This is a genomic window from Tenacibaculum agarivorans, assembly GCF_001936575.1.
GTDB classification, from domain to species: Bacteria; Bacteroidota; Bacteroidia; order Flavobacteriales; family Flavobacteriaceae; genus Polaribacter; species Polaribacter agarivorans.
In genome coordinates, this window is sequence record NZ_MSMP01000006.1 from 94,980 (window position 1) to 121,682 (window position 26,703).

Annotated in this window: 26 protein-coding genes; 23 read left to right on the forward strand and 3 right to left on the reverse strand. The window is 32.4% G+C overall.

Annotation, left to right across the window (positions count from 1 at the left end):
- The first annotated feature begins 2 nt into the window (after positions 1-2).
- The 12 genes from gdhA to BVC87_RS06230 all read left to right on the forward strand — a co-directional run bounded on the left by gdhA (position 3) and on the right by BVC87_RS06230 (position 12,470).
- On the forward strand, positions 3-1,346 hold the full coding sequence (gdhA, locus tag BVC87_RS06175) for an NADP-specific glutamate dehydrogenase (protein ID WP_075341484.1): 1,344 nt from the start codon (positions 3-5) through the stop codon (positions 1,344-1,346).
- Between the two features lie 83 nt (positions 1,347-1,429).
- On the forward strand, positions 1,430-2,272 hold the full coding sequence (locus BVC87_RS06180) for an alpha/beta hydrolase family protein (protein WP_075341485.1): 843 nt from the start codon (positions 1,430-1,432) through the stop codon (positions 2,270-2,272).
- A gap of 173 nt (positions 2,273-2,445) precedes the next feature.
- Positions 2,446-3,918: a PSP1 domain-containing protein gene (locus BVC87_RS06185; protein ID WP_075341486.1), complete on the forward strand. Its 1,473-nt coding sequence runs from the start codon at positions 2,446-2,448 to the stop codon at positions 3,916-3,918.
- Entirely contained in the window at positions 3,893-4,393 is a 501-nt protein-coding gene (locus BVC87_RS06190; protein WP_075341487.1) for a gliding motility lipoprotein GldH, read from the forward strand. Before BVC87_RS06185 ends, BVC87_RS06190 begins: the two co-directional genes overlap by 26 nt.
- A gap of 2 nt (positions 4,394-4,395) precedes the next feature.
- Positions 4,396-6,690, forward strand: coding sequence for a penicillin-binding protein 1A (locus BVC87_RS06195; protein WP_075341488.1), 2,295 nt, complete (start codon positions 4,396-4,398; stop codon positions 6,688-6,690).
- Positions 6,691-6,722: 32 nt separating this feature from the next.
- Positions 6,723-7,424 carry a CoA transferase subunit A gene (locus BVC87_RS06200; RefSeq protein WP_075341489.1) on the forward strand — a complete coding sequence of 234 codons (702 nt, stop codon included), beginning with the start codon at positions 6,723-6,725 and terminating at the stop codon, positions 7,422-7,424.
- A gap of 31 nt (positions 7,425-7,455) precedes the next feature.
- Positions 7,456-7,797 (forward strand): four helix bundle protein, encoded by a 342-nt coding sequence (locus BVC87_RS06205; protein ID WP_075341490.1) that lies wholly within the window; start codon positions 7,456-7,458, stop codon positions 7,795-7,797.
- Positions 7,798-7,855: 58 nt separating this feature from the next.
- The gene (locus BVC87_RS06210; RefSeq protein ID WP_075341491.1) at positions 7,856-8,509 is read left to right on the forward strand and encodes a CoA transferase subunit B; all 654 of its coding nucleotides are present in this window, start codon (positions 7,856-7,858) and stop codon (positions 8,507-8,509) included.
- Between the two features lie 16 nt (positions 8,510-8,525).
- Positions 8,526-9,305 carry a hypothetical protein gene (locus BVC87_RS06215; protein ID WP_075341492.1) on the forward strand — a complete coding sequence of 260 codons (780 nt, stop codon included), beginning with the start codon at positions 8,526-8,528 and terminating at the stop codon, positions 9,303-9,305.
- Positions 9,306-9,340: 35 nt separating this feature from the next.
- The gene (locus BVC87_RS06220; RefSeq protein ID WP_075341493.1) at positions 9,341-10,102 is read left to right on the forward strand and encodes an exodeoxyribonuclease III; all 762 of its coding nucleotides are present in this window, start codon (positions 9,341-9,343) and stop codon (positions 10,100-10,102) included.
- 10 nt (positions 10,103-10,112) lie between these two features.
- Positions 10,113-11,426: a lytic transglycosylase domain-containing protein gene (locus BVC87_RS06225; RefSeq protein WP_083629315.1), complete on the forward strand. Its 1,314-nt coding sequence runs from the start codon at positions 10,113-10,115 to the stop codon at positions 11,424-11,426.
- Positions 11,427-11,480: 54 nt separating this feature from the next.
- On the forward strand, positions 11,481-12,470 hold the full coding sequence (locus BVC87_RS06230) for a DUF4837 family protein (protein ID WP_075341494.1): 990 nt from the start codon (positions 11,481-11,483) through the stop codon (positions 12,468-12,470).
- 196 nt (positions 12,471-12,666) lie between these two features.
- Here the strand turns inward: BVC87_RS06230 and BVC87_RS06235 are convergent, their stop codons facing one another.
- On the reverse strand, positions 12,667-14,046 hold the full coding sequence (locus BVC87_RS06235) for a hypothetical protein (protein ID WP_075341495.1): 1,380 nt from the start codon (positions 14,044-14,046) through the stop codon (positions 12,667-12,669).
- Positions 14,047-14,323: 277 nt separating this feature from the next.
- Between BVC87_RS06235 and porW the strand changes: the two genes are divergently transcribed.
- From porW to BVC87_RS06290, 11 genes are all read left to right on the forward strand, one after another.
- Positions 14,324-16,549 (forward strand): type IX secretion system periplasmic lipoprotein PorW/SprE, encoded by a 2,226-nt coding sequence (gene porW, locus BVC87_RS06240; protein ID WP_083629316.1) that lies wholly within the window; start codon positions 14,324-14,326, stop codon positions 16,547-16,549.
- A 9-nt stretch (positions 16,550-16,558) separates the two neighbouring features.
- Positions 16,559-16,984 carry a bactofilin family protein gene (locus BVC87_RS06245; protein ID WP_075341497.1) on the forward strand — a complete coding sequence of 142 codons (426 nt, stop codon included), beginning with the start codon at positions 16,559-16,561 and terminating at the stop codon, positions 16,982-16,984.
- On the forward strand, positions 16,950-17,180 hold the full coding sequence (locus BVC87_RS06250; protein WP_075341498.1) for an AtpZ/AtpI family protein: 231 nt from the start codon (positions 16,950-16,952) through the stop codon (positions 17,178-17,180). The genes BVC87_RS06245 and BVC87_RS06250 overlap by 35 nt, the downstream gene beginning before the upstream one ends.
- Positions 17,173-17,547: a DUF6168 family protein gene (locus BVC87_RS06255; protein ID WP_075341499.1), complete on the forward strand. Its 375-nt coding sequence runs from the start codon at positions 17,173-17,175 to the stop codon at positions 17,545-17,547. The genes BVC87_RS06250 and BVC87_RS06255 overlap by 8 nt, the downstream gene beginning before the upstream one ends.
- Before the next feature lie 127 nt (positions 17,548-17,674).
- Positions 17,675-18,805: a F0F1 ATP synthase subunit A gene (atpB, locus tag BVC87_RS06260; protein ID WP_075341562.1), complete on the forward strand. Its 1,131-nt coding sequence runs from the start codon at positions 17,675-17,677 to the stop codon at positions 18,803-18,805.
- A gap of 40 nt (positions 18,806-18,845) precedes the next feature.
- Positions 18,846-19,034 (forward strand): ATP synthase F0 subunit C, encoded by a 189-nt coding sequence (gene atpE / locus BVC87_RS06265; RefSeq protein ID WP_004569351.1) that lies wholly within the window; start codon positions 18,846-18,848, stop codon positions 19,032-19,034.
- Positions 19,035-19,138: 104 nt separating this feature from the next.
- Positions 19,139-19,639, forward strand: a complete 501-nt coding sequence (locus BVC87_RS06270; protein ID WP_075341500.1) for a F0F1 ATP synthase subunit B — start codon at positions 19,139-19,141, stop codon at positions 19,637-19,639.
- Positions 19,640-19,648: 9 nt separating this feature from the next.
- On the forward strand, positions 19,649-20,206 hold the full coding sequence (gene atpH / locus BVC87_RS06275) for an ATP synthase F1 subunit delta (RefSeq protein ID WP_075341501.1): 558 nt from the start codon (positions 19,649-19,651) through the stop codon (positions 20,204-20,206).
- A gap of 46 nt (positions 20,207-20,252) precedes the next feature.
- Complete coding sequence (gene atpA / locus BVC87_RS06280; protein WP_075341502.1) at positions 20,253-21,833, forward strand: F0F1 ATP synthase subunit alpha; 1,581 nt, start codon at positions 20,253-20,255, stop codon at positions 21,831-21,833.
- Between the two features lie 63 nt (positions 21,834-21,896).
- Complete coding sequence (atpG, locus tag BVC87_RS06285; protein ID WP_075341503.1) at positions 21,897-22,757, forward strand: ATP synthase F1 subunit gamma; 861 nt, start codon at positions 21,897-21,899, stop codon at positions 22,755-22,757.
- Between the two features lie 94 nt (positions 22,758-22,851).
- Positions 22,852-23,343 (forward strand): energy transducer TonB, encoded by a 492-nt coding sequence (locus BVC87_RS06290; protein WP_075341504.1) that lies wholly within the window; start codon positions 22,852-22,854, stop codon positions 23,341-23,343.
- Positions 23,344-23,484: 141 nt separating this feature from the next.
- Here BVC87_RS06290 and BVC87_RS06295 read toward each other — a convergent pair whose 3' ends face one another.
- Entirely contained in the window at positions 23,485-24,654 is a 1,170-nt protein-coding gene (locus BVC87_RS06295) for a hypothetical protein (RefSeq protein ID WP_159439327.1), read from the reverse strand.
- The gene (locus BVC87_RS06300; RefSeq protein ID WP_075341506.1) at positions 24,644-26,608 is read right to left on the reverse strand and encodes an FAD-dependent oxidoreductase; all 1,965 of its coding nucleotides are present in this window, start codon (positions 26,606-26,608) and stop codon (positions 24,644-24,646) included. The genes BVC87_RS06295 and BVC87_RS06300 overlap by 11 nt, the downstream gene beginning before the upstream one ends.
- Positions 26,609-26,703: the final 95 nt, after the last annotated feature.

Consider the following 26,703-nt stretch of genomic DNA (forward strand, 5'->3'; position numbering starts at 1 on the left):
TTATGGAATCTAAAATAAAGACTTTTATGGATCTGGTTAGGCAACGTAACGGTCATGAACCAGAGTTCTTGCAAGCTGTGCAAGAAGTAGCAGAAACTGTTATACCATACATTGTAAATAACGATATCTATCACGGAAAGAATATATTATTAAGAATGGTTGAACCTGAAAGATTAATTTCCTTCAGAGTGAATTGGGTAGATGACAATGGTGAGATTCAGGTGAACAGAGGATATAGAATTCAAATGAACTCTGCAATTGGTCCTTATAAAGGAGGTTTGCGTTTTCACCCAACTGTAAATGCTAGTATTTTAAAATTCTTAGCATTCGAACAAGTATTCAAAAACTCATTAACTACATTACCGATGGGTGGTGGTAAAGGAGGTTCTGATTTTGATCCTAAAGGAAAGTCAGATAACGAAATCATGCGTTTCTGTCATGCATTCATGGGAGAGTTATTCAGACATATTGGTCCTAACACAGATGTGCCAGCTGGAGATATAGGTGTTGGAGGACGTGAAATAGGATACATGTTTGGTAAGTATAGAAAAATGAGAAACGAATTTACTGGTGTGTTAACTGGTAAAGGAGCTAGCTGGGGAGGTTCTTTAATAAGACCTGAAGCTACAGGATACGGTACTGTATACTTTGCTCAAAGTATGTTAGAAACCAGAGGAGATTCGTTTAAAGGAAAAGTGGTAACAGTATCTGGATCAGGAAATGTAGCGCAATATGCTTGTGAAAAGGCAACTGAGTTAGGAGCTAAAGTGGTTACGTTATCAGATTCTTCAGGATACATTTATGATGAGGATGGAATCGATGCTGAAAAGTTAGCTTTTGTAATGGAGCTTAAAAATGTAAAGAGAGGACGTATACATGAGTATGTAGAAAAATATCCTTCAGCTAAATTCTTTAAAGGTGAAAGACCTTGGGGAGTTAAGTGTAATATTGCATTACCATGTGCAACACAAAATGAATTAAACGGAGATGAAGCTAATACATTAATTGCTAACGGATGTATTTGTGTTAGTGAAGGAGCAAATATGCCATCTACTCCAGAAGCTATTCATACATTCCACGATAATAAAATCTTATTTGCACCAGGAAAAGCGTCTAACGCAGGAGGTGTAGCTACTTCTGGATTAGAAATGAGCCAGAATTCATTACGTTTAAGTTGGACTCGTGAAGAGGTAGATGAAAAACTTAAAGGAATTATGGAAAATATCCACAAAGCATGTGTAGAATATGGAACAGATGAAAACGGTTATGTAGACTATGTAAAAGGGGCAAACATAGCTGGATTTGTAAAAGTTGCTGACGCTATGCTAGCACAAGGAGTTGTATAACAGCTCTTTTAAAATAATACATGTAAAAGCCCATCTTTTTTAGATGGGCTTTTGTATTTTGTGGTACTTATAAAAAATGAATGATGATAAAAGTTAACAATAGAATACTAAAAAATAAAGAAGATAAACCGATACTTTATGATGTTTTCTATACGGAGAATACTAGTAAAAAACCAATTCTTATTTTTTGTCACGGTTATAAAGGCTTTAAAGATTGGGGTGCTTGGAACCTAATGGCAGAAGCTTTTGCAAATGCTGGTTTTTTCTTTATAAAATTTAATTTTTCTCATAATGGAACTTCCATAGAAAACCCAATGGAATTTGAAGATCTAGAAGCTTTTGGAAAAAATAACTATTCAAAAGAATTAGACGATTTAGAAACCGTAATTGATTGGTGTTTTCAGCAAGAAGAATATCAAAAAGAACTAGATCTAAATAATATTACATTATTAGGACATAGTAGAGGTGGTGGAATTGTATGTATAAAAGGAGAAGAAGATGAAAGAGTGCAAAATGTAATTTCACTTGCAGGAGTTTCAGATTATAAAAGTAGAACAGCAACTTCAGGAGGTTTACAAGAATGGAAAGAAACTGGGGTAAAGTATGTGCTTAATGGAAGAACTGGGCAGCAAATGCTTCACTTTTACCAGTTTTATGAAGATTTCATAGAAAATGAAAAGCGATTAACGATAAAAAGAGCTGTTGAAAATTTGAATAAACCCTATTGTATTATCCATGGAGATGCTGATGAAGCAATTCATATATCTGAAGCGGAAAACTTAAAGTCATGGAATTCGCACGCTGGATTACATATTATAAAGGATGCCAATCATGTATTTGGAGCGAAACACCCTTGGACTACCAATGAATTACCGCAACATTTAGAAGAAGCAATAGCAATTTGTAAATCATTTTTAGGGAACTAGCCGTTTCATTGAGTGAAGCGGTTTTCACATTACAGTATAATGACTATATTTACACATTAATAAAAAAAGTGTTAATTTTTTTTATCTAATTAAAAATCAAATAAATATATAATTAGTTTTTTGATGCTGAGTAAAATCAGATTTAAAAAGCTATTAATTAAATACATTAAAATATGAGTTGTAGCAGTTGCTCAACTAACAAGAATGGCGTTCCTAAAGGATGTAAGAGTAACGGAAATTGCGGTACAGGAACATGCGGTAGTGGAAATAAATTAGCTGTTTTTGATTGGTTATCAAATATGACTTTACCTACAGGTGAAGCTCCATTTAATATATACGAAGTACGTTTTAAAAACGGAAGAAAACATTTTTACAAAAGCAATGATAAAATGAAAGTCTCTATGGGAGACATTGTTGCTGTTGAAGGTTCTCCTGGTCACGATATCGGAATCGTTTCTCTGGCAGGAGAGTTGGTAAAAGTTCAAATGAAAAAAAGAAAAGTTGCATCAGATAGTGAAGATGTTAAAAAGATCTACAGAAAAGCAACTCAAAAAGATATAGACGTTTGGCATCAAGCTAGAGATAGAGAGCTAGAAACACAACGTAAAGGACGAGAAATTATAAGTCGTTTAGGGTTGCAAATGAAACTTTCAGATGTAGAGTTTCAGGGTGATGGTAATAAAGCAACATTTTATTATACAGCAGATGATCGAGTAGATTTTCGTCAATTAATTCGTGATTTAGCCAGTGCATTTTCTATTCGTGTAGAAATGAAACAAGTAGGGATGCGTCAAGAAGCTGCTCGATTAGGAGGTGTGGGTTCTTGTGGTAGAGAACTATGTTGTTCTACATGGTTAACCGATTTCAGAAAAGTAAATACTGCAGCGGCCAGATATCAACAATTGTCTTTAAATCCATTAAAATTGGCTGGACAGTGTGGAAAACTGAAATGTTGTTTAAATTTTGAGTTAGATTCTTACTTAGACGCTTTACAAGCTTTTCCAAAGCAAGATGTGTTACTAAAAACAGAAAAAGGAGATGCTATTTTTATTAAAATGGACATTTTTAAGAAGCTGTTATGGTATACCTATAAGGAAGAAAAATCAAAATGGTATAAGCTTTCCCTTGAACAAGTATCAGAGATCATAGAGTTGAACCAAAATGATGAATTAGGATCACCACTAGAAGACTATGAATCTGAAATTACTGAAGAAGCAAAGGTAGATTTTGAAAATGTTGTTGGTCAAGATAGCTTAACACGTTTCGATACGCCTAAAAAACCAAGAAGGAGAAATAAAAGAAGGCGTAAAAATCCGAATCAAAAAGCTAAAGCAAACAACAATAATAATTCCCCTAACAATAACAATAAGGGGAACACTAGAAAGCAAAAACCTCAGAATACCAATAATAAACAAGCGAATCAAGGTAATCAGGGGAATACAAAACAAAACAACAATAAAACACAAGCTAAGAATACTAGCAATCAAAAAAATCAGAATAGACGAAAAAATTCGAATAACAGAAAATCTGATAACCAAAATTCTCCAACCAATAAGAAGCAGAATAATAACAATCAACAACGAAGAAATAAACGTAGAAACAACAACAACGGGAATAAGAATGCTAAAACGGATAAACAATCATAAATTAGTATATACATTTTTCATACTGTTCGTTTTGGTTTCTTGTGATTCCAAACGTGTTTTCGACAATTATACTGCTATTGATAATGGACTTTGGGAAATTAACGCTCCAGTAACATTTCAATTTCCAATACAAGATACTTTAGCACAAAGAAACCTATTTATCAATATTAGAAATAATAACAATTATCAATACAGTAACCTATTTTTAATTACGAAGATGAGTTTTCCTGACGGGAATCAACTTACCGATACCTTAGAGTATGATATGACTGACAAAAGAGGTAGGTTTTTAGGAACAGGTTTTTCAGAGATTAAAGAAAATAAACTTTTTTATAAAGAACAGATTCAATTTCCAACAAGCGGAGATTATCAAATACAAATTTTCCAAGCGATGAGAAAAAATGGTGAGGTAAATGGTATAGAACAACTCCAAGGAATTACAGATGTAGGATTTAGAATCGAAAAAATTGAATAATCATGGCAGAAAAGAAAACTAGAAGTTACGTTACATTTATCAAATGGTTTTGGGGAATCGTTTTAGGAGGTTTGTTTGCAGTTTGTTTTGTATTTCTATTAGCTTCTTGGGGAGCTTTTGGAACGCTTCCAACATTTGAAGAATTAGAGAATCCTAAGAATGATTTGGCTACTGAAATTATTTCTTCTGATGGTAAAACATTAGGTAAATATTATTTAAAAGAAAATAGAACACCAATTCAGTTTAAAGACTTACCAGATAATTTAGTGAAAGCTGTTGTAGCTACAGAGGACGAACGTTTTTATGAACATTCTGGTATCGATTTTAGAGGTTTAGCTAGAGCATTATCGAAATTTGGTAGAAATGGAGGAGCAAGTACGATTACGCAACAGTTAGCAAAAAACTTATTTCATAAAAGGGAGAAAGCCTCTTTGTATACAAAATTAACACAGAAAATTAAAGAATGGGTAATAGCGGTCAGACTTGAAAGCCAATACACAAAAAAAGAAATTATTACCATGTACTTAAATAAGCAAGGTTTCTTATTTAATGCTACAGGTATTCGTTCAGCTGCTCGTATTTATTTTGGTAAAGAACCTAAAGAATTAGATATTCAGGAGTCAGCTATTTTAGCAGGAATGTTAAAAAACCCTAGGCAGTACAACCCATATCGAAAAGTATCTCAAAAAAAGTCATTAAGTAGGCGAAATGTAGTTTTTAGACAAATGGTGAGGAGTGGATTTTTAACAGAAAAAGAAAAAGACTCACTACAAAAGTTACCCTTGAAAATTAAATTTACTCCAGAGAGTCACAGTGATGGTTTAGCTACCTATTTCAGAGAACATCTAAAAAAGTTTATGAAGAAGTGGGCAAAAGATAACCCAAAAGCCAATGGTGAACTATATGACATTTATAAAGATGGACTAAAAATTTATGTCACTATAGATTCACGCATGCAGCAATATGCAGAAGAAGCTATGGAAGAGCATATGGCTAATTTACAGAAGTATTTTTTTAATGAACAAAAAAGAAACAAAAAAGCACCTTTTTATGATTTAGAAAAGGAAGATATTAGAAAGATACTAAATAGAGCTAAAAAGAATTCGGATCGCTATAAAGTGTTAAAAGCAGTAGGTAAATCAGACAAAGAGATTGAAAAGGTTTTCAATACAAAAACAGAAATGCGAGTGTTCTCTTGGAAAGGAGATCGAGATACGGTAATGACGCCTTACGATTCTATTCGTTATTACAAACACTTTCTACGTTCAGGTTTAGTATCAATAGAGCCACAAACAGGTCATATCAAAGCTTGGGTAGGAGGAATTAATAACAAACATTTCAAATACGAAGCTGTTGAACAACAAAAGCGTCAAGTAGGTTCTACTTTTAAACCTTTTGTATACGCAACGGCCATCAACCAATTGAAAAGATCACCTTGTGATAAATTACCAAATACACCCTACACCATTCCGAAAGAAAAATATGGTATGGAAGACGATTGGACCCCTAAAAATGCAGGAAATAAATATGGAGGGGAACTTACATTACAACAAGCATTGGCTAAATCTGTAAACGTAATTACGGCTAGACTTATAGATGAAGTGTCTCCTATTAATGTAGCACGTTTAGCTAAGTCTTCAGGGGTTTCTACCGAATTTCAAGCAAATCCATCTATCGCTCTTGGTGCTATTGATTTAACATTACTGGAAATGACCAGTGCATATTCCACATTTGCCAACAAGGGAATGCGTGTAACACCAATGTTTATTACGCAAATAGAAGATAAAAACGGAACGGTACTAGATACATTTGTCCCAAAAACCAAAGAAGTAGTAAATGAAGAAGCAGCGTATGTAATTTTAAACCTTATGGAAGGAGTTACAAAATTTGGATCAGGAGCTCGATTAAGAACTACATATAAGCGTCCTAAATTTATTACAGGCTATCCATATAAATTCGGTAATGCTATTGCAGGTAAAACAGGTACTACGCAAAATCAATCAGATGGTTGGTTTATGGGTACAGTACCTAATTTAACTACTGGTGTTTGGACAGGTGGAGAAGATAGAGCAACACATTTTGCTGGATTAGATAAAGGAGGAGGAGCAACGATGTCTTTACCAACTTGGGCAATTTTCATGCGTAAATGCTACGAAGACAAAACATTAAATATTAGTACTGCTGATTTTGAAGAGCCTTCAGATCTTTCTATCAATGTAGATTGTAAGAAACATGAAGAAGAGAAAAAGAAGGAAGAAAAAGAAAAGCAAGAAGAGGGTGGAGCTACTGATTTTTAAGGAAAACTGAAACAATCAAACAACTAAATTAAATGATAAATAAAAAAGTAAGCTCAGTATCCGAAGCGTTGCAAGGTGTCTCTAGTGGGATGACATTTATGCTTGGCGGATTTGGATTATGTGGAATTCCTGAGAACTCCATTACCGAGTTAGTAAAATTAGGATTAACAAATCTAACCTGCATCTCTAATAATGCAGGTGTAGATGATTTTGGTTTAGGCTTATTACTTCAAAACCATCAGGTAAAAAAGATGATTTCTTCTTACGTAGGTGAGAATGATGAATTTGAGCGTCAGATGTTATCAGGGGAATTAGAAGTAGAGTTAACACCTCAAGGAACATTAGCAGAAAAATGTAGAGCAGCTCAAGCAGGATTTCCAGCGTTTTATACGCCTGCAGGTTACGGAACAGAAGTAGCAGAAGGTAAAGAAACAAGAGAATTCAACGGAAAAATGTATGTTTTAGAAGAAGCATTTAAGGCAGACTATTCTTTTGTAAAAGCATGGAAAGGTGATGAGGCAGGAAATTTAATATTTAAAGGAACAGCAAGAAACTTTAATCCATGTATGTGTGGTGCTGCAACCATTACTGTTGCTGAAGTTGAAGAATTAGTTCCTGTTGGTGAATTAGATCCAAATCAAATTCATATTCCTGGAATTTTTGTACAACGTATTTTTCAAGGCGAAAAATATGAGAAAAGAATTGAGCAGCGTACTGTACGCCCAAAACTTTAATTCTCCAATATAGCAATTTATCAATGTACTAATGAAAAATGTAGTAGTAGAAAAATCTATTGAAGTTGCATTATTGATCATTGAATTTTGCGAGATTTTAGAAAAAAATAAAAAGTTTGTAATCGCACGCCAATTACTAAAATCAGGTACTAGCATCGGAGCCAATGTACACGAGGCTCAAAACGCAGAAAGTAAATCAGATTTTATTCATAAAATTAAGATCGCTACCAAAGAATTAGAAGAAACTAAATATTGGTTAATTCTTTGTGATAAATCCAAAAGTTATCCTAATAACATCGAATTACAAAACAAAGTAAAAGAATTAGGACTAATCTTATATAAAATATTAAGTACAAGTATTAAATCAAGATAATTATAAAATATTGTGAATTGATACATTGTTACATCTATAAATTGATACATTAGGTAAAATGTTAGATAAAAACGGAATAGCAAAACGTATAGCAAAAGAAGTAAAAGACGGTTACTATGTGAACTTAGGAATAGGAATTCCTACACTAGTAGCTAATTTTGTTCGTGAAGATATAGAAGTAGAATTTCAAAGTGAAAATGGAGTTCTAGGCATGGGACCTTTCCCTTTTGAAGGAGAAGAAGATGCCGATATTATAAATGCAGGAAAACAAACGATAACAACACTACCAGGTGCAAGTTTTTTTGATTCTGCAACCAGCTTTTCAATGATTAGAGGAAAGCATGTAGATTTGACCATTCTAGGAGCTATGGAAGTAGCTGAAAATGGAGATATTGCCAACTGGAAAATCCCAGGCAAAATGGTAAAAGGTATGGGAGGAGCTATGGATTTAGTAGCTTCAGCAGAAAATATAATTGTAGCAATGATGCATACCAATAAAAGAGGTGAATCTAAGCTATTAAAAAAATGTTCTTTACCATTAACTGGAGTGGGTTGTGTAACTAAAATTGTAACCAACTTGGCCGTTTTACAAATTAAAGATGATGGATTTCATCTGTTAGAAAGAGCGCCAGGAGTATCTGTTGAAGATATTCAAGCAGCAACCGAAGGAACACTAGTTGTAAATGGTGAAATTCCAGAAATGGAAATTTAAAGTCAATTAAATTGCTATGAAAAATAAATACATTAAGTTTTTGATTATCCTTAATGGAACACTTTTACCAATATTATTGTTTTTTGCCTTATTTAATATAGTAAAAGACGCTTTTAGAAATAAAGAAAACTCATATTACAATGGAGGTGTTATAGTAGGTCAAGAATTGGAAACTGCTAAACAAGATAGTGTTGCTCTTCAAGGTTTAAAGTACTACAGTCCAAATGAATTATATAATTCTGAAAATAAGTACTTGCCAATTTCGCTATTAACATATGAAGAAGAAAAAGCAATTTATAAAGCTGCTTCAGTAGCGAATGACATAGGAGATGGACTTTTGAAATACGTAAATGTTATCTTCTTAGATGAAAAATACCAAGTAATAGGTTCTTTGTTAGATAGAAAAGCTTCAATTTTAAGTATAGAGCCACAGAATAAATCAAATGGTTATGATAATAAGGAACTTGATACAACAGTAAATTTAATAGCCTATTTAATTGCTTTTGAGGATTCAAATAAAGATGGAAAACTCAATTCAGGTGATGAACATGATTTGTTTATTTCTGATTTAAGTGGTAAAAAATTAACAAAAGTTACTGAAGGTATAGATGTGGAAAGATTTAATTTTATAAACTCCAATTCTAAAATTTTCATCAAGTATACCGATAGGAATAAGATTAGAGATGAACATAAAAAGCAAAAATTTGCTATTTATGATATTAAAAACAGAAAATTTCTAAACTTATCAAGTCTAGACAAGGAATTAGATAAATTAGAAGAAATAATAATTAATTAAAACTTCTTCCCTTCGGGAAGATAAGAGATAGGCAAATGAAAATAGTATCCTATAATGTAAACGGAATCCGAGCTGCACTTAAAAAAGGCTTTACAGAGTGGTTGCAAGCTGCTAGTCCAGATGTGATTTGTATACAAGAAACTAAAGCACAAAAAGATCAAGTAAATCCAATGGATTTTGAACTAGCAGGTTATCCATACCAATATTGGTTTTCAGCTGAGAAAAAAGGATATTCTGGAGTTGCTATCTTTTGTAAAAAAGAACCAAATCATATAGAGTACGGAACGGGAATAGCTTCTATGGATAACGAAGGAAGAAATGTACGTGTAGATTATGACGAGGTTTCTATCATGAGCATGTACTTACCTTCAGGAACTAATAGCGAACGATTAGGCTTTAAGTTCAATTACATGGATGAGATTTTGGAATATGCTTCTGAGTTGAGAAATACAATTCCAAATCTTGTCATCTGTGGAGACTATAATATTTGTCATGAAGAGATCGATATTCATAATCCAAAAATGAAAGGAGTTTCTGGTTTTTTACCAGAAGAACGAGAATGGTTAGGTAAGTTTATAGATAGTGGATTTATTGATAGTTTCCGTTTTAAAAATCCAGAGCGTCAAGAATATTCTTGGTGGAGTTATAGAGCTAATGCCAGAGCAAATAATAAAGGTTGGCGATTAGATTACTGCATGGTAACTGAACCATTGAAAGATAAAATATCTAGAGCCTATATCTTACCAGAAGCAAAACACTCAGATCACTGTCCAGTAGCAGTAGAATTTGAATTTTAGTACTGTTTTTATGAAAAAGTTCTTTGTCTTAACCATTTTTACTACTATTTCTACTCTTTTTGCACAACAACCTGTTGATTCAATTCAGAAGATTGATACGATTCAAAAAATCCAAATAGATTCAATTCCTCAGCAAAAAGAAATAAAAGAACTGTATACAGATGATGATTTAAAACGAATTGATAGTCTTCTTGTAGAAGCTAAATTCAATTCTCCTTTATTTGATAGTATTCCATACATTATTAACGATAAAGATATTGTTGTTGACGTTCCAAAAGTAGTTACACCAGAATTATTGAAAGAGCGATTAGCATTGATTAATGCTACTACGCCATTTAATCTATCTTTCAATCCTGCTTTAGAGCGATTGGTAAACAATTATATAAAGTATCGAAAAAAGTATTATCCAACATTAATGGCAAGAGCGAAATACTTCTTCCCCATTTTTGAAAAATATTTAGACTTATTCGACATTCCTTTGGAAATGAAATATCTAGCGGTTGTAGAATCTTCATTACGTCCACAAATTAAATCCAGAGTTGGTGCTACAGGTTTATGGCAGTTCATGTATGGAACAGGAAAACAATATAAACTAGCAGTAAATTCGTATGTAGATGAACGACAAGACCCTGTAAAATCTACAATTGCAGCGTGTAAATATTTAAACTTTTTGCATGGTTTATTTAACGATTGGGATTTAGCTTTAGCAGCGTATAATTCAGGACCAGGAAATGTATTAAAAGCGATTAAAAGATCTGGAGGATATAAAAACTATTGGAATATCCGTCCTTTTTTACCTAGAGAAACAGCAGGCTATGTTCCTGCTTTTTATACTACTATGTATATCTTCAAATATGCTGAAGAACTAGGTATATATCCAGAATCACCTAAAGTATTTAACTTTCAAACGGATACTATTCAAGTAAAAAGAACAATTTCATTTCAACAGATTTCTGAAAAAACAGATATAGATACTGAGATGCTTGCTTTTTTAAATCCGCAGTATAAAATTGATGTTATTCCTTATGTAAAGAATAAAAACTTTTCAATTCGTTTGCCAAGGAATAAAATGATAGATTTTCTATATAAAGAACAGGAAATTTATGCCTTAGCTGAAGCTGAAGACGCCAGTAGAGAAAAACCATTACCGAAGTATTTCGAGATGGATAAAAGAATACGTTATAAAGTAAGATCGGGTGATTATCTAGGTAAAATAGCGATAAAATTTGGAGTAAGAGTAAAAGATATTAAACGTTGGAATAATATGAGAAATTCAAATCTAAGAGCAGGTCAACGTTTATATATTTATCCAAGAAGAATGTAAATGGAATAATTATTGATCAACAAAAACAACTACAAACGAATAAAGACTATTATTATGAAGAAACTTTACCTATTTTTTGTGGTGTTAGCGGCACTTCAAGGTTGTAAATCGGATGGTAAAAATGATATTATTTTACCTACTTCTACCGGTAATACAAACCAAATATTAGTGGTGATGAAAGGTAATGATTGGTTAGGTAAACCAGGAGATGAAGTGCGTTCCGTTTTTGGTGAGCATCAAGTAGGGCTGCCACAACCTGAAACATTACTTTCTGTGACACAAATAGACCCATCAGGATTTAAAAGCTTTATGCGAAATAACAAAGCAGTTTTATTATTTCAAAAGTCTGATAGTTCAGGTATTTCTATACTTAAAAACAAGTATGCTGCTCCACAAACTATAATTGTAGCTACCGCTAAAGATGAGTATGATCAAATTAATTTGATTAAAACTAGAGGTAAAGAAATAATGAAGTTGTTTAAAAATGAAGATATCAAATTCATTCAATCTATTTTTAAAAGAGAACGTGTAGATGTCTCGCAACTTAAAACAATAAAAAACTTAAATATTGATATTGATATTCCTGAGCGTTACCGTTTAGTTGACGATACAGGTGAATTCCTTTGGATGCGTCAGCATTTAAAAAGTGGAATTGCTAGAGGTGATGGAACCAATAATGTTTTAATCTATAGTGTTCCATTAACTGATGAATCAAAAATTGTAGATAATATTACTACTGTAAGAGATAGTATCGGTGAAAAGTATATTCCAGGAAGCCAAGAAGGTATGTTTATGATTACGGAACAAGCTTACACGCCATTTACCTATGATGCCGAAATTAGTGGCAAAAAAGCATACGAAACTAGAGGTAAATGGGAAGTGAAGAATGATTTTATGGCGGGTCCTTTCTTAAATTATACTATTGTTGATAAAGAAAACAATAGATTAATTGTTTTTGAAGGTTTTACCTATGCACCATCAGTTAATAAAAGAGATTTCGTATTTGAATTAGAAGCGATAGGAAAATCATTAAAGATTAATTAATGATTTTGTTCTAAATAGTTTTATTGAAGTTGATTTAACACGTTTTTTTAGTGATTGGATTTATTCAAATCAATAGAAAAATTATTAGAACTAATAAGTGTTTTTATGCAAAATCCAAGCTAAATAATAAAAAAAGAGGTCGAATTTTAATTTAAAATTCGACCTCTTTTTTACGGAGTTATGTTAGTTGAAAAACTTAATCATTAGCATACGCTTCCCATAAATCAAGTACATAACCATCAATTTTCTTTTGTTTCTCAATGCCATAATAGCGTTTAGCATAATCAAAAGCAGGTGACCAATTCCATTCTTTTTCTACTCCCATTAATTTAGCAGCTAGTATATGAGAGAATTGAGCAGGTCCATTAACGTGTCTATATGTTGCAGACCAATTAGCATTGTCAGCTTTAGGTCTATCTGCATGTCGAATTCCCCATTCAGCCATACCAATGTCTTCTGGCTTATATGGAGTAAGTGGAGCTCTGTCATCAGGATCCCATTTAGGTCCATTAGTTAAATCAACTTCAGCTTGTGAAACATAAAAATGTTGTTGATCATCTTGAAAAATGAAATGTTTTTCTTTATCTGCATACGCTAACATGTCAGTGTTGTTCAGAACTTTTGCAGCAAGTAAAAGAGGCATTTTTCTACCCAAATTATGCCCACCATTATTATACCATTCACCGCCATTTTTTGCTACACCATATATGTCCAAACCATACTGAACCATTCGGATCAATAACAGTTCTTTTTCTTTGTCACTATAATCCAATTGTAAAGTGATTAAGCCTTCACCTGATTTTTTGGCAATATCTCTACCATAAGTAGGCATGTTACTTTTTGGATGTATATCACGTTGTACCCATTCAGTACAGTGTTCTAACCATACTCTTTCGTAATTTTCTTGTACATCTAAAATATCAGGTTCATTCCCTAGCTTAGGGTGTTTACCTAAAACATCATAATTTAAATCATTCACCGTAGCAATAATGCTTTTATCACTTCCTGTATACGGTGGACGAAATGCTCCTTTAGGTGGTGCTTTGTCAAGTACAGTTACAACTACAGCATGTTGTATAATTGGTCTTCCTCTGTTACTTTCTGTAGAAATAGATTTAACAATAGAAGAACCTGATTTTACAATAAGTGCAGTAGATGTATATCCAGGATCTACATTCAAACTAGCTTTAAATTTCATATCTCTAGGTTCACTATCGTAACCTTGAGAATTACTTTCTTCAGGGTTGATCATTGTACCATTAATTACCCTTTGTGTATTGGTAATTGTAGATTCAGGTAAAATTTGTTCAATATTAACATCTGCTCCATTATTATGTACCCAGTAGTCACCATTTGCAAATTGCCCTACCTCATAATTTTCAGAAAATTTAAAAATAAAAGTTCCATTATAAATGTCTAAGGATTTCATCTGATTTGAATCAGCAGATGCGTCAGGTGTTACTGATGTAGAATCATCATCTGGAATTTGATCTTGGATTTCATCTTTCGAAGAACAGGAGTGTAAAGTAATAAACAGTGTAATTACTAGTAATTTGAGGATTACATTTGATTTCATTTTATTTTTTGATTTATTATAGTTAGCCTCAAAATTATCTTAAAAAAGACGAGTTAACCTCCCCTTTTTTAGTGATTTTTTACATAGAAAAGCTCTAAATCTAAGGTTGATAAATAGAAGGTATTTGATTGTTATTACAACTTTTACAGTAAGAATGGTCTATTATTCATTATAGAAAACAAATTACAACACTAAAAATTAGCTTTTTATTTCTATTTTTACGCTCATGTGTACAATAGATGCTGAAATTAGATGTTGTACATGTAGAGCGGATTTTATGAAAAAAACAATCAAACCAATAATTCTTAGTGTATTTATAGTTAGTGTTTTGCTTTCTTGTAGTACAAAAAAAGATACTGTAATCAACAGAAATTTTCATGCATTAACAACAAAATTTAATGTGTTGTTTCATGGTGAACAAGCTTTTGAAAAAGGGCTAAAAGGTATCGAAACAAATTACGAGGATAATTTTTGGAAAAGATTACCTATCGAACCTATAAAATTCAACGAACGAAATATAGGAGAGTTACGATTAGGTAGTGGTTTTGACGATGACAACAAAGAGAATAAAGCGTCTACACCATTCGATAGAGCTGAGGAAAAAGCGACTAAAGCAATCCAAAAACACTCTATGAATATTAATGGATATGAAAAAAATAGACAAGTAGATAATGCTTATTTATTATTAGGAAAAGCGAGATATTATACACAACGATTTATTCCTTCGATTGAAGCATTTAATTACATCATTGCAAATTATCCCAAAGCCGATTTAATCTACGATACTAAAGTTTGGAGAGCTAAAGCAAACGTTCGATTAGAAAATGAAAAATTGGCTATAGAATCACTAAAGCTTCTTGTAGATTTAGATCAAAATGAAAAAAATCTTACAGGTGTACAGCGTCAATCAGCATTTACAGCGTTAGCAATGGCGTATGAGAAAACAGATACAATTCAAAAAGTTATTGATAACTTAAAAAAATCTGTTGTATTTGTTGACAATGCACAAACGGCAAGAAACTATTTTGTGTTAGGGCAAATTTACAGCGAGTTAAACCGAAAAGATTCTGCAAGAATGGTTTTTAAACTTTTAGCAGGAAAACGCAGTACACCAAGAAAATATAAAATACATGCGTATCTAGAACTCGTAAAAAATAGTCATAAAGATTCTTCAAGTTTAGGACTCATAGGTAGACTAAAAAAATTAACTCGAAACCCTGATAATAGAAAGTATCATAACGAATTATATTACCAATTAGGAGTCTTAGAAGAAAGAAGAGATAGCACCAATCAAGCTATTGAATATTATTTAAAATCATTAGAAGCTAAAAAAAACACGAATTATCAAAAAACCTATGCTTATGAAAGCTTAGGGAATATTTATTTTAAAAAGCAAGATTACTTGTTAGCTGGAACTTTTTATGATAGTGTATTACAAGCAACAACAGAAGAGTTTGAAAATGAAAAAAGGATCCGAAGAATAAAAAGAAAACAAAAAGGATTAGAAAAACTTAAAGATTTTGAAGAACTTGTTAAGGTAAATGATAGCATTATCAATATAGCTAAAATGTCTACTGAAGAGCAAACAGCTTTTTTTGAAAAGCATATTGAAGCCTTAAAAGAGGAAGATGAAAAGAGAAGGCAAAAATTGGCAAATTCTCAAGATTTTGGAAGTCAATTTGCAGGTGGAAATGGTGCTCCTATAGGTAGCAATGATAAGAATAGCAAATGGTATTTTTATAATGCACAATCCAAAGGTTTCGGAAAAGTGAATTTTACCAAGGTTTGGGGAAAAAGAGAACTAGCAGATAATTGGAGATGGTCAAACAAAACAAAAGTTTCTGAAGAAGCAGAGGAAGATGTGGAAGAAGAAGTTGAAAAAATAGATAGTAGATATGAAGTGTCTACATATTTAGATGCAATTCCTAAAGAACCAGGAGCGGTAGAAAATCTAGAAAAGGAAAGAAATGACGCTTTATATCAATTAGGACTGATTTATAAAGAACAGTTTAAAAATCCAGGGTTGGCTATTGAAAAATTAGAGCGTTTACTAACTTTAAATGTTAAAGAAGAACTTAAATTACCAATTCATTACCATTTATTTCAGCTTTATCAAAGAACCAACAAAGAAGATAAAGCACAAGAGAAGAAGAATTTGATCCTAAATAATTATGCAGATTCTCAATTTGCTCAAATTTTAAAAAATCCTGACACTAAGTTAGATAGCCAAATAAAAGTTAGTGAAATAGATAAACAATATAAAGAAATTTACAGGATGTATAAGTTCAATATGAACGAAGAAGCTGTAAATGAGATAGATAAATTAGGTGATAAAGTAGAAAAATCAGAATTAATTGCTAAATTTGCTTTACTCAGGGCAATGTGCCTAGGAAAATACAAAAGTAAAGAAGAGTATAAAAAGGCCTTAGAATTTGTAGCATTTAAATATGCAAATCAGATTGAAGGTCAAAAAGCAAACGAAATTATTAACCTATTAAAATAATTCCCAAAAATGTTTAACAATAAAAACAAAAAAGAAACTACGGTTGAAAAAAAGACAACAGGTAGAAATGTAATTGGTAAAGGGACTAAAATTACTGGAGATTTAATATCTGAAGGAGACTTTAGAATAGATGGTACTTTAGAAGGTACATTAAAAACTAATGGAAGAGTTATTATTGGACATGACGGTTTCATTAATGGAACGGTAGAATGTAGTAACGCAGATGTAGAAGGAAAGTTTTCAGGCGATTTTAATGTTGCAAATACGTTAACTGCAAAATCTACAGCAAATATTACTGGTAACGTAAATGTTGGGCAAATTTCAACTGAACCAGGAGCAGCTTTTAATGCAACCTGTAATATGAAAGGTGCAGTAAAAGAATTAGCTAAGAAAACTACTGATGTCCAAAAGGGAAAACAAAAATCAGTATCATAAATATATACGCTTTAGCGGTATAGCTATTCAAATGGGGGGTACTATTTATCTAGGTAGTTTATTAGGTAAATGGTTAGATGGAAAGTACCCAAACTCAGATGAAATCTATACTAAAGTTTGTACCTTAGCTGCCGTTTTTATGGCTATGTATGCCGTAATCAAACAGGTGTCAAATATTTCTAAAGATAATGATTAAGCGTATTGTATTATTTATAGCTGCTATAGTTCTTCTATTCATCGTAAGTTATTTTTTAAATAGTTATTTAGTAGAAGAAAACCACTTTCCATTCTCGTTATTTAGTGTGTACTTATTCCATGCCATTGCAGCCTCAATAGTATATGCTATTGTAGAGTTGGTAGCAGATAAATTACCGAATCAAGCAGGTTATGCCTATCTAGCATCCATATTTATAAAAATAGGATTTTTCGTGCTTATTTTTAATACTTCAGTATTTGGAGAAAACATTCTAACCAAGCCTGAACGATTTTCTTTAGTTGTCCCATTATTCTTGTTTTTAATAACAGAAGCAATAATGGTTTCCAAACTCCTAAACAGCAAGTAGTTTAGTTTCTTTCCACTCAATTTTTCAACTGCAAAAAACTATATCTCAAAAAGAGTTTGTAGTTTTAATTAAATGTGTACCTTTGCACGGAAATTTAGAGACCATAAATTCTATATTTAGTAAAGGTATGATGATAGCAAAAAAATCTATCAAATGTTTAGCAATACTAGCAATAGTATTTTCTTCATTAAACGTTTTCGCTGGAGGAGGCGGAAATTCTGAAAAAGGAGGACAGATTAATACTCCTGAAGATATCAAAGGTTATATCAAACATCACTTAGCTGATTCTCATGACTTTTCTTTGTATTCATATACAAATGAAGCAGGAGAAAGAAAGCATGTAGGTTTTCCATTACCTGTTATTGTTTGGACGAGCAAAGGATTGAAAACTTTCATGTCATCTAAATTTCATCATAATGATGATGGACATGTAGTTGTAGATGCTGGTGACGTAAAGTTAGCTAAAATTCATAGTAAGATTTATGAATTGAATGAAGGTGTAGAGCACGTTGCTTTTGACGATCATCATCATGCAACAAATGCACATAAAGTATTAGATTTTTCTATTACTAAAAGTGTTTTTGGAATGTTAGTGGCTGGGTTATTAATGTTTTTAGGATTTGGTTCTTTAGCTAAAGGATATAAAAAAGGAGCTATTCCAACTGGAGTTGGACGTGTATTAGAGCCTTTAGTATTATACGTAAGAGACGAAATAGCAAGGCCAAATATTGGTGAGAAAAAATATAAAAGATTTATGCCTTATTTATTAACGGTGTTTTTCTTTATCTGGATATTAAATTTATTAGGGTTAACTCCAATAGGGTTTAATGTTACTGGGCAAATTGCAGTTACTATATGTTTAGCATTATTCACAGCAGTAATTTACTTAACAAGCGGTTCAAAAGATTTCTGGGCGCATACGCTTTGGATGCCTGGTGTACCTGTTGTGTTAAGACCAATTTTAGCAGTAATAGAATTAGTAGGGTTTGTGTTAATTAAACCATTCTCTCTTTTAGTGCGTTTATTTGCAAACATTACTGCGGGGCACTTTGTAGTAATGAGCTTAATAGCGTTAATGATTGTGCTTAAGAAAGACTTCGGTCCTGTTGCTTCAACAGGAATGTCATTTGTATTAGCTACATTCATTATGGTAATAGAAGTTTTAGTGGCGTTTTTACAAGCGTTTATCTTTACCATGTTATCTGCCTTATTTATTGGAATGGCAGTAGAAGAGCATGAACATGATCATGCACATTAATTTAGAATAAGAATTTGTTTAATTATATAAATCAATTAGTATGTACAATTTAATTGGAGCAGGATTAATCGTAATCGGTGGAGGAATCGGATTAGGTCAAATCGGTGGAAAAGCAATGGAAGGAATTGCTCGTCAACCTGAGGCTGCTGGTAAAATCCAAACTGCGATGATCATCATCGGAGCATTATTAGAAGGATTAGCATTCGGTGCTTTAATCTTAGGAAAGTAATCTCCAGAAGAAACAAAAAGCAAAACATTTTCCTGTAACGGTTGGTTGCAGGAAATGTTTTAACAATTAAACAAAAAGAATTTTAAAAGAATAAATTAGATATAATGGATCAGTTATTAAATGATTTTTCTCCAGGGTTATTTTTCATGCAAGTGATAATCCTAATCGTATTATTAGTTTTATTAGGAAAGTTTGCTTGGAAACCAATCTTAAAGTCTTTAGATGAAAGAGAAGAAGGAATCCAAAGCGCATTAGACCAAGCAGAAGCTGCTAAAAAGGAAATGCAAAACTTACAAGCTGATAATGATAGATTATTAAAAGAAGCGAGAGCAGAACGTGATGCTATGATGAAAGAAGCTCGTGAGATTAAAGATAAAATCATTGCAGATGCAAAAGATGAAGCTAAAGAAGAAGCTTCAAAAATGATCGAGAATGCAAAAGCTACCATTAAGCAAGAGCAACAAGCAGCTATTGCAGAGTTAAAGAAAAAAGTAGCAGATCTTTCTATTGGAATTGCTGAAACAGTAGTGAAAAAAGAATTAGCTTCTCAAGATGAGCAGTTAAAGCTTGTAGAAGGAATGTTAGAAGACGTTACTTTAAACTAATTTAGCATAATGAAACAGTCAAGACCAGCATTACGTTACGCAAAAGCGATATTAAACCTAGCTAAAGAGCAAGGTAATGATGCAGAAGTAAACGATAACATGAAACTTATCGCTGCTACTGTTGCTGAAAGTGACGATTTAGATGCTATGCTTAAAAGTCCAGTGATTAAAGCTTCTGATAAGAAAAAAGTATTAGATGCCTTATTTGGAGATAAAGTAAATAATATCGCTAAAGGATTATTTAACTTACTAGCCGAAAATAAAAGGATGACAATGTTAGAAAGTGTTGCAAAGCAATACACTATCATTTTCGATTACTATAAGAACATGCAGGTTGCTAAGGTAACAACTGCAGTTGCTTTAAGTGGAGACTTAGAGGCTAAAATCCAAAAGAAAATTGTTGAAATTACTGGAAACAGTGCAACAATTGAAAACGTTGTAAATCCTGATATTTTAGGAGGATTTATATTACGTGTAGGAGATGTGCAATACGATGCAAGTATCTCTAACCAATTAAACGAATTAAGAAGAGAATTTGACAATAGTCATTATATTCCAAAAATTTAATTATAGCTAAAAGCCGAAAGCTTAAAGCCTAAAGCAAAAAATAAAGATGGCAGCAATTAAACCAGCTGAAGTATCAGCAATTTTAAAGGAACAATTAACAAATTTTGAATCAAAAGCTACGTTAAACGAAGTAGGAACTGTATTACAAGTGGGTGATGGTATCGCTCGTGTATATGGTTTATCTAACGTACAATATGGTGAATTAGTTGAGTTTGGTAACGGTTTAGAAGGAATCGTATTAAACTTAGAAGAAGATAATGTAGGTGTAGTATTATTAGGTCCTTCAACAGGAGTTAGTGAAGGTTCTACAGTAAAGCGTACAGAAAGAATTGCTTCTTTAAAAGTAGGAGAAGGTGTAGTAGGAAGAGTTGTAGATACATTAGGTAACCCAATAGATGGTAAAGGACCAATCGAAGGTGAAACTTTCGAAATGCCTTTAGAGCGTAAAGCACCTGGAGTTATCTATCGTCAGCCAGTAACTGAACCTTTACAGACAGGTATTAAGTCTGTAGATGCTATGATTCCAATCGGACGTGGACAACGTGAGTTAATCATTGGTGACCGTCAAACTGGAAAATCAACAGTTGCAATTGATACAATCTTAAATCAAAAAGAATTTTTCGATGCAGGTGAGCCAGTATATTGTATCTACGTTGCAGTAGGTCAAAAAGGTTCTACAGTAGCTGCTATCGCTAACATGTTAGAAGAAAAAGGAGCTTTAGCATATACAACTATCGTTGCAGCTAACGCTTCAGATCCTGCTCCAATGCAGGTATATGCTCCATTCGCAGGTGCTGCAATTGGAGAGTATTTCCGTGATACTGGTCGTCCAGCATTAATCATCTATGATGATTTATCTAAGCAAGCGGTTGCGTATCGTGAGGTATCTTTATTATTACGTCGTCCACCAGGACGTGAGGCGTATCCTGGAGATGTATTCTACTTACACTCTAGATTATTAGAGCGTGCTGCAAAAGTTATTAATGATGATGCTATTGCTGCTCAAATGAATGATTTACCAGAGTCTTTAAAAGGTAAAGTAAAAGGTGGAGGATCTTTAACTGCATTACCAATTATTGAAACTCAAGCGGGAGATGTTTCTGCATATATTCCAACAAACGTAATTTCGATTACTGATGGACAGATTTTCTTAGAGTCTGATTTATTCAACTCGGGTGTACGTCCAGCAATTAACGTAGGTATTTCTGTATCTCGTGTAGGAGGTTCTGCTCAGATTAAATCAATGAAGAAAGTATCTGGTACATTAAAGTTAGATCAAGCTCAGTACCGTGAATTAGAAGCATTCGCTAAGTTTGGTTCTGATTTAGATGCCGCTACAATGAATGTAATCTCTAAAGGTCAACGTAATGTTGAGATTTTAAAGCAAAATCAAGGAGATCCATTTACAGTAGAAGATCAGATCGCTATTATTTATGCAGGTTCTAAGAACTTACTAAAGGATGTGCCTGTAAATAAAGTAAAAGAATTCGAGGCAAATTATATCGAGTTCTTAAATGCAAAGCACAGAGATACATTAGACACGTTAAAATCAGGTAAATTAACTGATGAAGCTACTGATGTATTAACGCAAGCAGCTAAAGAGATTTCTGCTAAATATTCAGCATAATTAAAAAACATTTCCTCATTGCTTTAGTAATGAGGAAATTCAAACAATTTTAAGTTCATATAGATGGCAAACTTAAAAGAAATACGTAACAGAATTACTTCAATTAAATCAACAATGCAGATTACATCTGCCATGAAAATGGTATCTGCTGCAAAGTTGAAAAAGGCACAAGATGCTATTACAGCTATGCGTCCTTATTCCTCTAAGTTAACTGAACTTTTACAAAGTTTAAGTGCTACTTTAGAAGGAAACACAGGAGGTGCATATTCTGAACAAAGAGAAGTAAACAAAGTTTTATTAGTTACTGTTACTTCTAACAGAGGTTTATGTGGAGGATTTAACTCTTCAATCATTAAAAAGACTGTTAGTACAATTAATGAAACATACAACGGGGTAGAAGTTGACCTTTTAACTATTGGTAAAAAAGGAAACGATATCCTATCAAAAGAATATAACGTTGTTGAAAATAACAATAGTATTTTTGACAATTTAACTTTTGATAGTGCTGCAGAAGTTGCTCAACAATTAATGGATTTATATGTTGCAGGTACTTACGATAGAATCGAAATTATCTACAACCAATTTAAAAATGCTGCTACACAAATTGCAATGGTAGAGCAATTTTTACCTATTAAACCTATTGAGGGAGGTGACAATGTTAGCTCTGACTATATCTTCGAACCTTCTAAAGAAGAAATAGTTTTAGAATTAATTCCTAAGTCGTTAAAAACGCAATTATACAAAGCAATTCGTGATTCATTTGCTGCCGAACACGGTGCTCGTATGACTGCAATGCATAAAGCGACTGATAATGCTAAAGAATTACGTGATGATTTATTATTAACGTACAACAAAGCACGTCAAGCTGCAATTACTAATGAAATCTTAGAAATTGTTGGTGGTGCTGAAGCATTGAATAACTAAGAGAATAGATTATTTATTATATTTGAAAGCGAGTTAGTCAACCTAACTCGCTTTTTTTTAAAATACAGCGATTGTAATATAATAAAACATTGTTATGAAAAATTTACTTTTAATAATTGCTATTATTTTTAGTCTACAAGGAATAGCTCAAAACAGAGATAAAGAACTTGAAGAAATTGGTTTTTCAATTATAGATGAACCGCCAGTATTTCCCGGATGTGAAACGCTCGGAAGTAAAGCAGAACAAAAAAATTGCTTCAATATGAAAATGCGTAAACATGTTCAAAAAACATTTAATCTAGGAGATGTTAATTGTATAGATAAAAAAAAAGTATTTAATAAAGAGTTAAATATAACGGAAGAAAAGTGTATTGGTTTAGAAAAAGGGATTCAAAGAGTTTATATCTTATTTAAGATAGGAAAAGAAGGAGATATAGAAGATATTAAAGTAAATGCACCGCACCCTAAATTACAACAAGAGGCATATAGAATTGCAAAATTGCTACCTAAAATGAAACCTGGTTTATCCGAAGGCGAGCCTGTTAGAGTAAGCTATGCATTACCTATTACTTTCAGAGTAGAATAAACTATAAAAGAAAGCCAAATACAACAGTTTTTGTCCTTAGTTAGATAAAGATTTAGGAATTTTCTTCTTTATATGGATTGGTTTTGATAATAATAATAAGCTCTACTCATATTTTATCATAGAGCTTTATAACATATAAAGTCACATACGCTCTTGATTAGCTTTATAAAATTGATGTAAAATTTTCTCTTGTTCTTTGGTAAGTTTTTGATTTTTGAGAAACCAGTAGACTCTTCTTGCTGTTAAAAAATGCTTGCTTTTTAAAAGTTCAATAAGTTTGTTTTTGATACTATTAGTGGTCAATTTTTTTGCTATAAAAATCTTCAAAAGTAAATGAACTTCTTCAAAAGTTAATGAAGAATAATTAAGGTCTAAACTTTCAAAAAAAGAAGTAGATAACGGCTGCTTAGTTTTTAAAATTTCATTGAAACATAGTAATCTATTCTTAGTATTTGAATTGATTATGAGTGTTTGCATTGTTTTTCTAAAAAAAGAATTGGTAGTATTATTCAGATATGGAATACTAGGTTTTACTAAGTATGGTTTCTTTTGAATGATTTCTGAAACGAGTGTCATTGTTTCTTTTGAAAAATCTTTTCGTATAGTCAATTGTTCTAAGGCAAATAGTTGTTGCTCTTTTTTATTAGATTTTAAGTAATCCTTTAACTGTAATTCCGAAAAAGAATCCCCAGTAATATTTCTGAGGATTTGTTTTGTATCTCCATGTATCCAGTGCCAAATAGAATAACAAGTCCAAACAGCACCTTCAACATAAGAGCTTTTATCTACTAAAATTGTTGCTCCAGTTAAAGCATCAATACCTTCACTACCTATAGTACTTACAATTTCATGTTTATAAACATTTTGTAAAGGTGAATCAGCGTCACTCAATATAATATTTAGCTTTGTATAATCATCATTAGTAAAGTTTTCCCCCTCATCTTTCTCCAGATCTACTCCGTCAGGTAGTTCTACATGACTATAACCTCCTAGTATATCCCAGAAAATTTTTATTAAATCTACTCGACAACGTTTATCACCACAAACAACTGATTTTACATTCATGTAATAAGCTATGGGTTGTTTTTTGTCATTTTTCACTTCTATTAATGTGCATGCTACAGGTTCCGTTAAGCTAATACCTTTATGCAATACATTTATTTTATGAGGGATTTCTATTTTATTGTCAGTTACAATAGCAGTATTTACTTTTTTTTGAAGTAAAGGAGTAGGCGGTTTTTTCTCATAACAAGAGGTTAAAAACCACGTGAATAAAAAGAATAATAGAAATATATATGGTCTAACTTTCATAGGACCTAATCTCAAATAATTTGACATTGTTATGACCATAAGTCTCTTTTAAACGTATCCTAATAGCGGTAGTTTGAACAGTATTAAAATCAAACTTTATTAAACGTTTACGATTCTTACTTTCTGTTCCTAGTTGTACCCAATTCCCATTTATACGAGCTTCAACTTCTAATGACTTCAATAACTCTTTTGGAATTGAAGTTCCATAAACATCATTATTCAAACTATCTCTACGTAGCATGATGTTACGTTTAACATTGGTGTCAGATTTAATTTCAATTTTAGAAATACTAACTTTTTCTTCCCATTCTATTTGTACTTCCGCAGGTAAACCTTCAGACTCCCAATGGTGAATTTTTTTATTATAATCTCTAGACCAACCATCATTTAAGTAGTTAGCATCACCAGAAGAAGTACTTGAAGCAAAAATTAAACTCGCTTGTTTTACTAAATCTTTATCATCTTTTGAGGGGCGATAAGGGATAAAAGCATCATCTCTCAACAGTTGTTCTTGTAGTTCATTAATATATTTTTGGCCAAGTTCTCTTGGTAAAATATTCTTTTGTACACATAAAGAGGCGGCAGTACCTACGGCTTGACCTTCTAAGGCACATGTAGCCATAATTCTAGATGATGAAAGTGCTATATGAGTTTGACTAATATTTCTACCAGCAAATAGAAGATTAGGCACATTTTTAGAATATAAACTACGAAATGGAATTTGGTAAGGTTCAGAAAAATCTTCATGAAAATAACTAGGAGGTTCACTAAGATTTGCAATACCACCAGGATTGTGTTCATCTAAAGACCAACCTCCAAAAGCAACGGCATCTGGAAACTGTTTATTTCCTAGCATATCAGGCTCTGAAAGAATATAATCACCAATGAAACGACGGCTCTCTCTCTTTCCAGGTAATGAAGAAACCCAATCTAAAGCATAGTTTTCAGTTTCGGGAAATTTACCAGAATTCTTTATATAGTCCCATACACCATATGCATGTCCCATTAAGGTTTGCTTTATATCTTCATATTCGCCTATAATATCGTCTTCACTACCAAGTTCAACCCACCAATAACCTAATTCAAAAGGAATAAGATTACGTCCTTTATGTGATTTTTCGGCGTCGTATTTAATTGCAAAATGTGGGGGTTCAAAAGACATTGGTTTTCCCATATTTTTGGATCCTAGTAATACAGTAGATCCCATTTGCCAGCCATCTGCTTCTTTAGGAGCATATTTTTCATTAAACTCAGAAGAAGCCTCTCGACCGGTTCTGTATAAAGCTCCAGCAGTTGCACCTAAAAGACCATCACCAGAGCAATCTATATATACATCAGCTTTTACAGTGAATTCCATTTCAGTTGTCATTTGCCAACAATACGCAGCTTCAATTTTATCCCCATTCATAATTGCACGAATAGCTGAAGTATTCAATTTTAAATCTATATTGGGTTCACGAGTAATAAAATCAAATAAAACATGGTCCCAAACAGGATACGAATCTTGAGGATTGTAAAAACGATTGTGTAATAATATTTCTTCAATAATACCAGTTTCTCTTTCAGGTAATCCATTTTTTAAATGATTTACACCGTTTAAATGTACTCTAATTTCACTTGAAGAGTTACCTCCTAAAACAGGTCTGTCTTGTATTAAAACTACTTTAGCTCCATTTCTAGCAGCAGAGATTGCAGCACACATACCAGCAGCACCTCCGCCAATAACAGCCACATCACATACCACTGTTTTTTTTCTATTTGGTCTTGGCTTTTTACCAGTTCCCATTTGGTGCCATTGTTCAGGGGTTGTATTATTAGATTGCGAACTAATTTCACTACCATTATTCTTTTCTTCTAATTTTTTTTCATTAGTACATGAGGTTCCTAGTAAAGGTATCATACTAGCTCCGATAGCACCTTTTACAGTATTCTTAAAAAATTTTCGTCTTTTCATTTATTTATTTGTTGTCGTTTTAATAAGGTCTGTTGTTAAGGTTAAAAAAGAACTTTTTAACTCTTTAATTAAATGTACATACCTTTTTTAAGAAT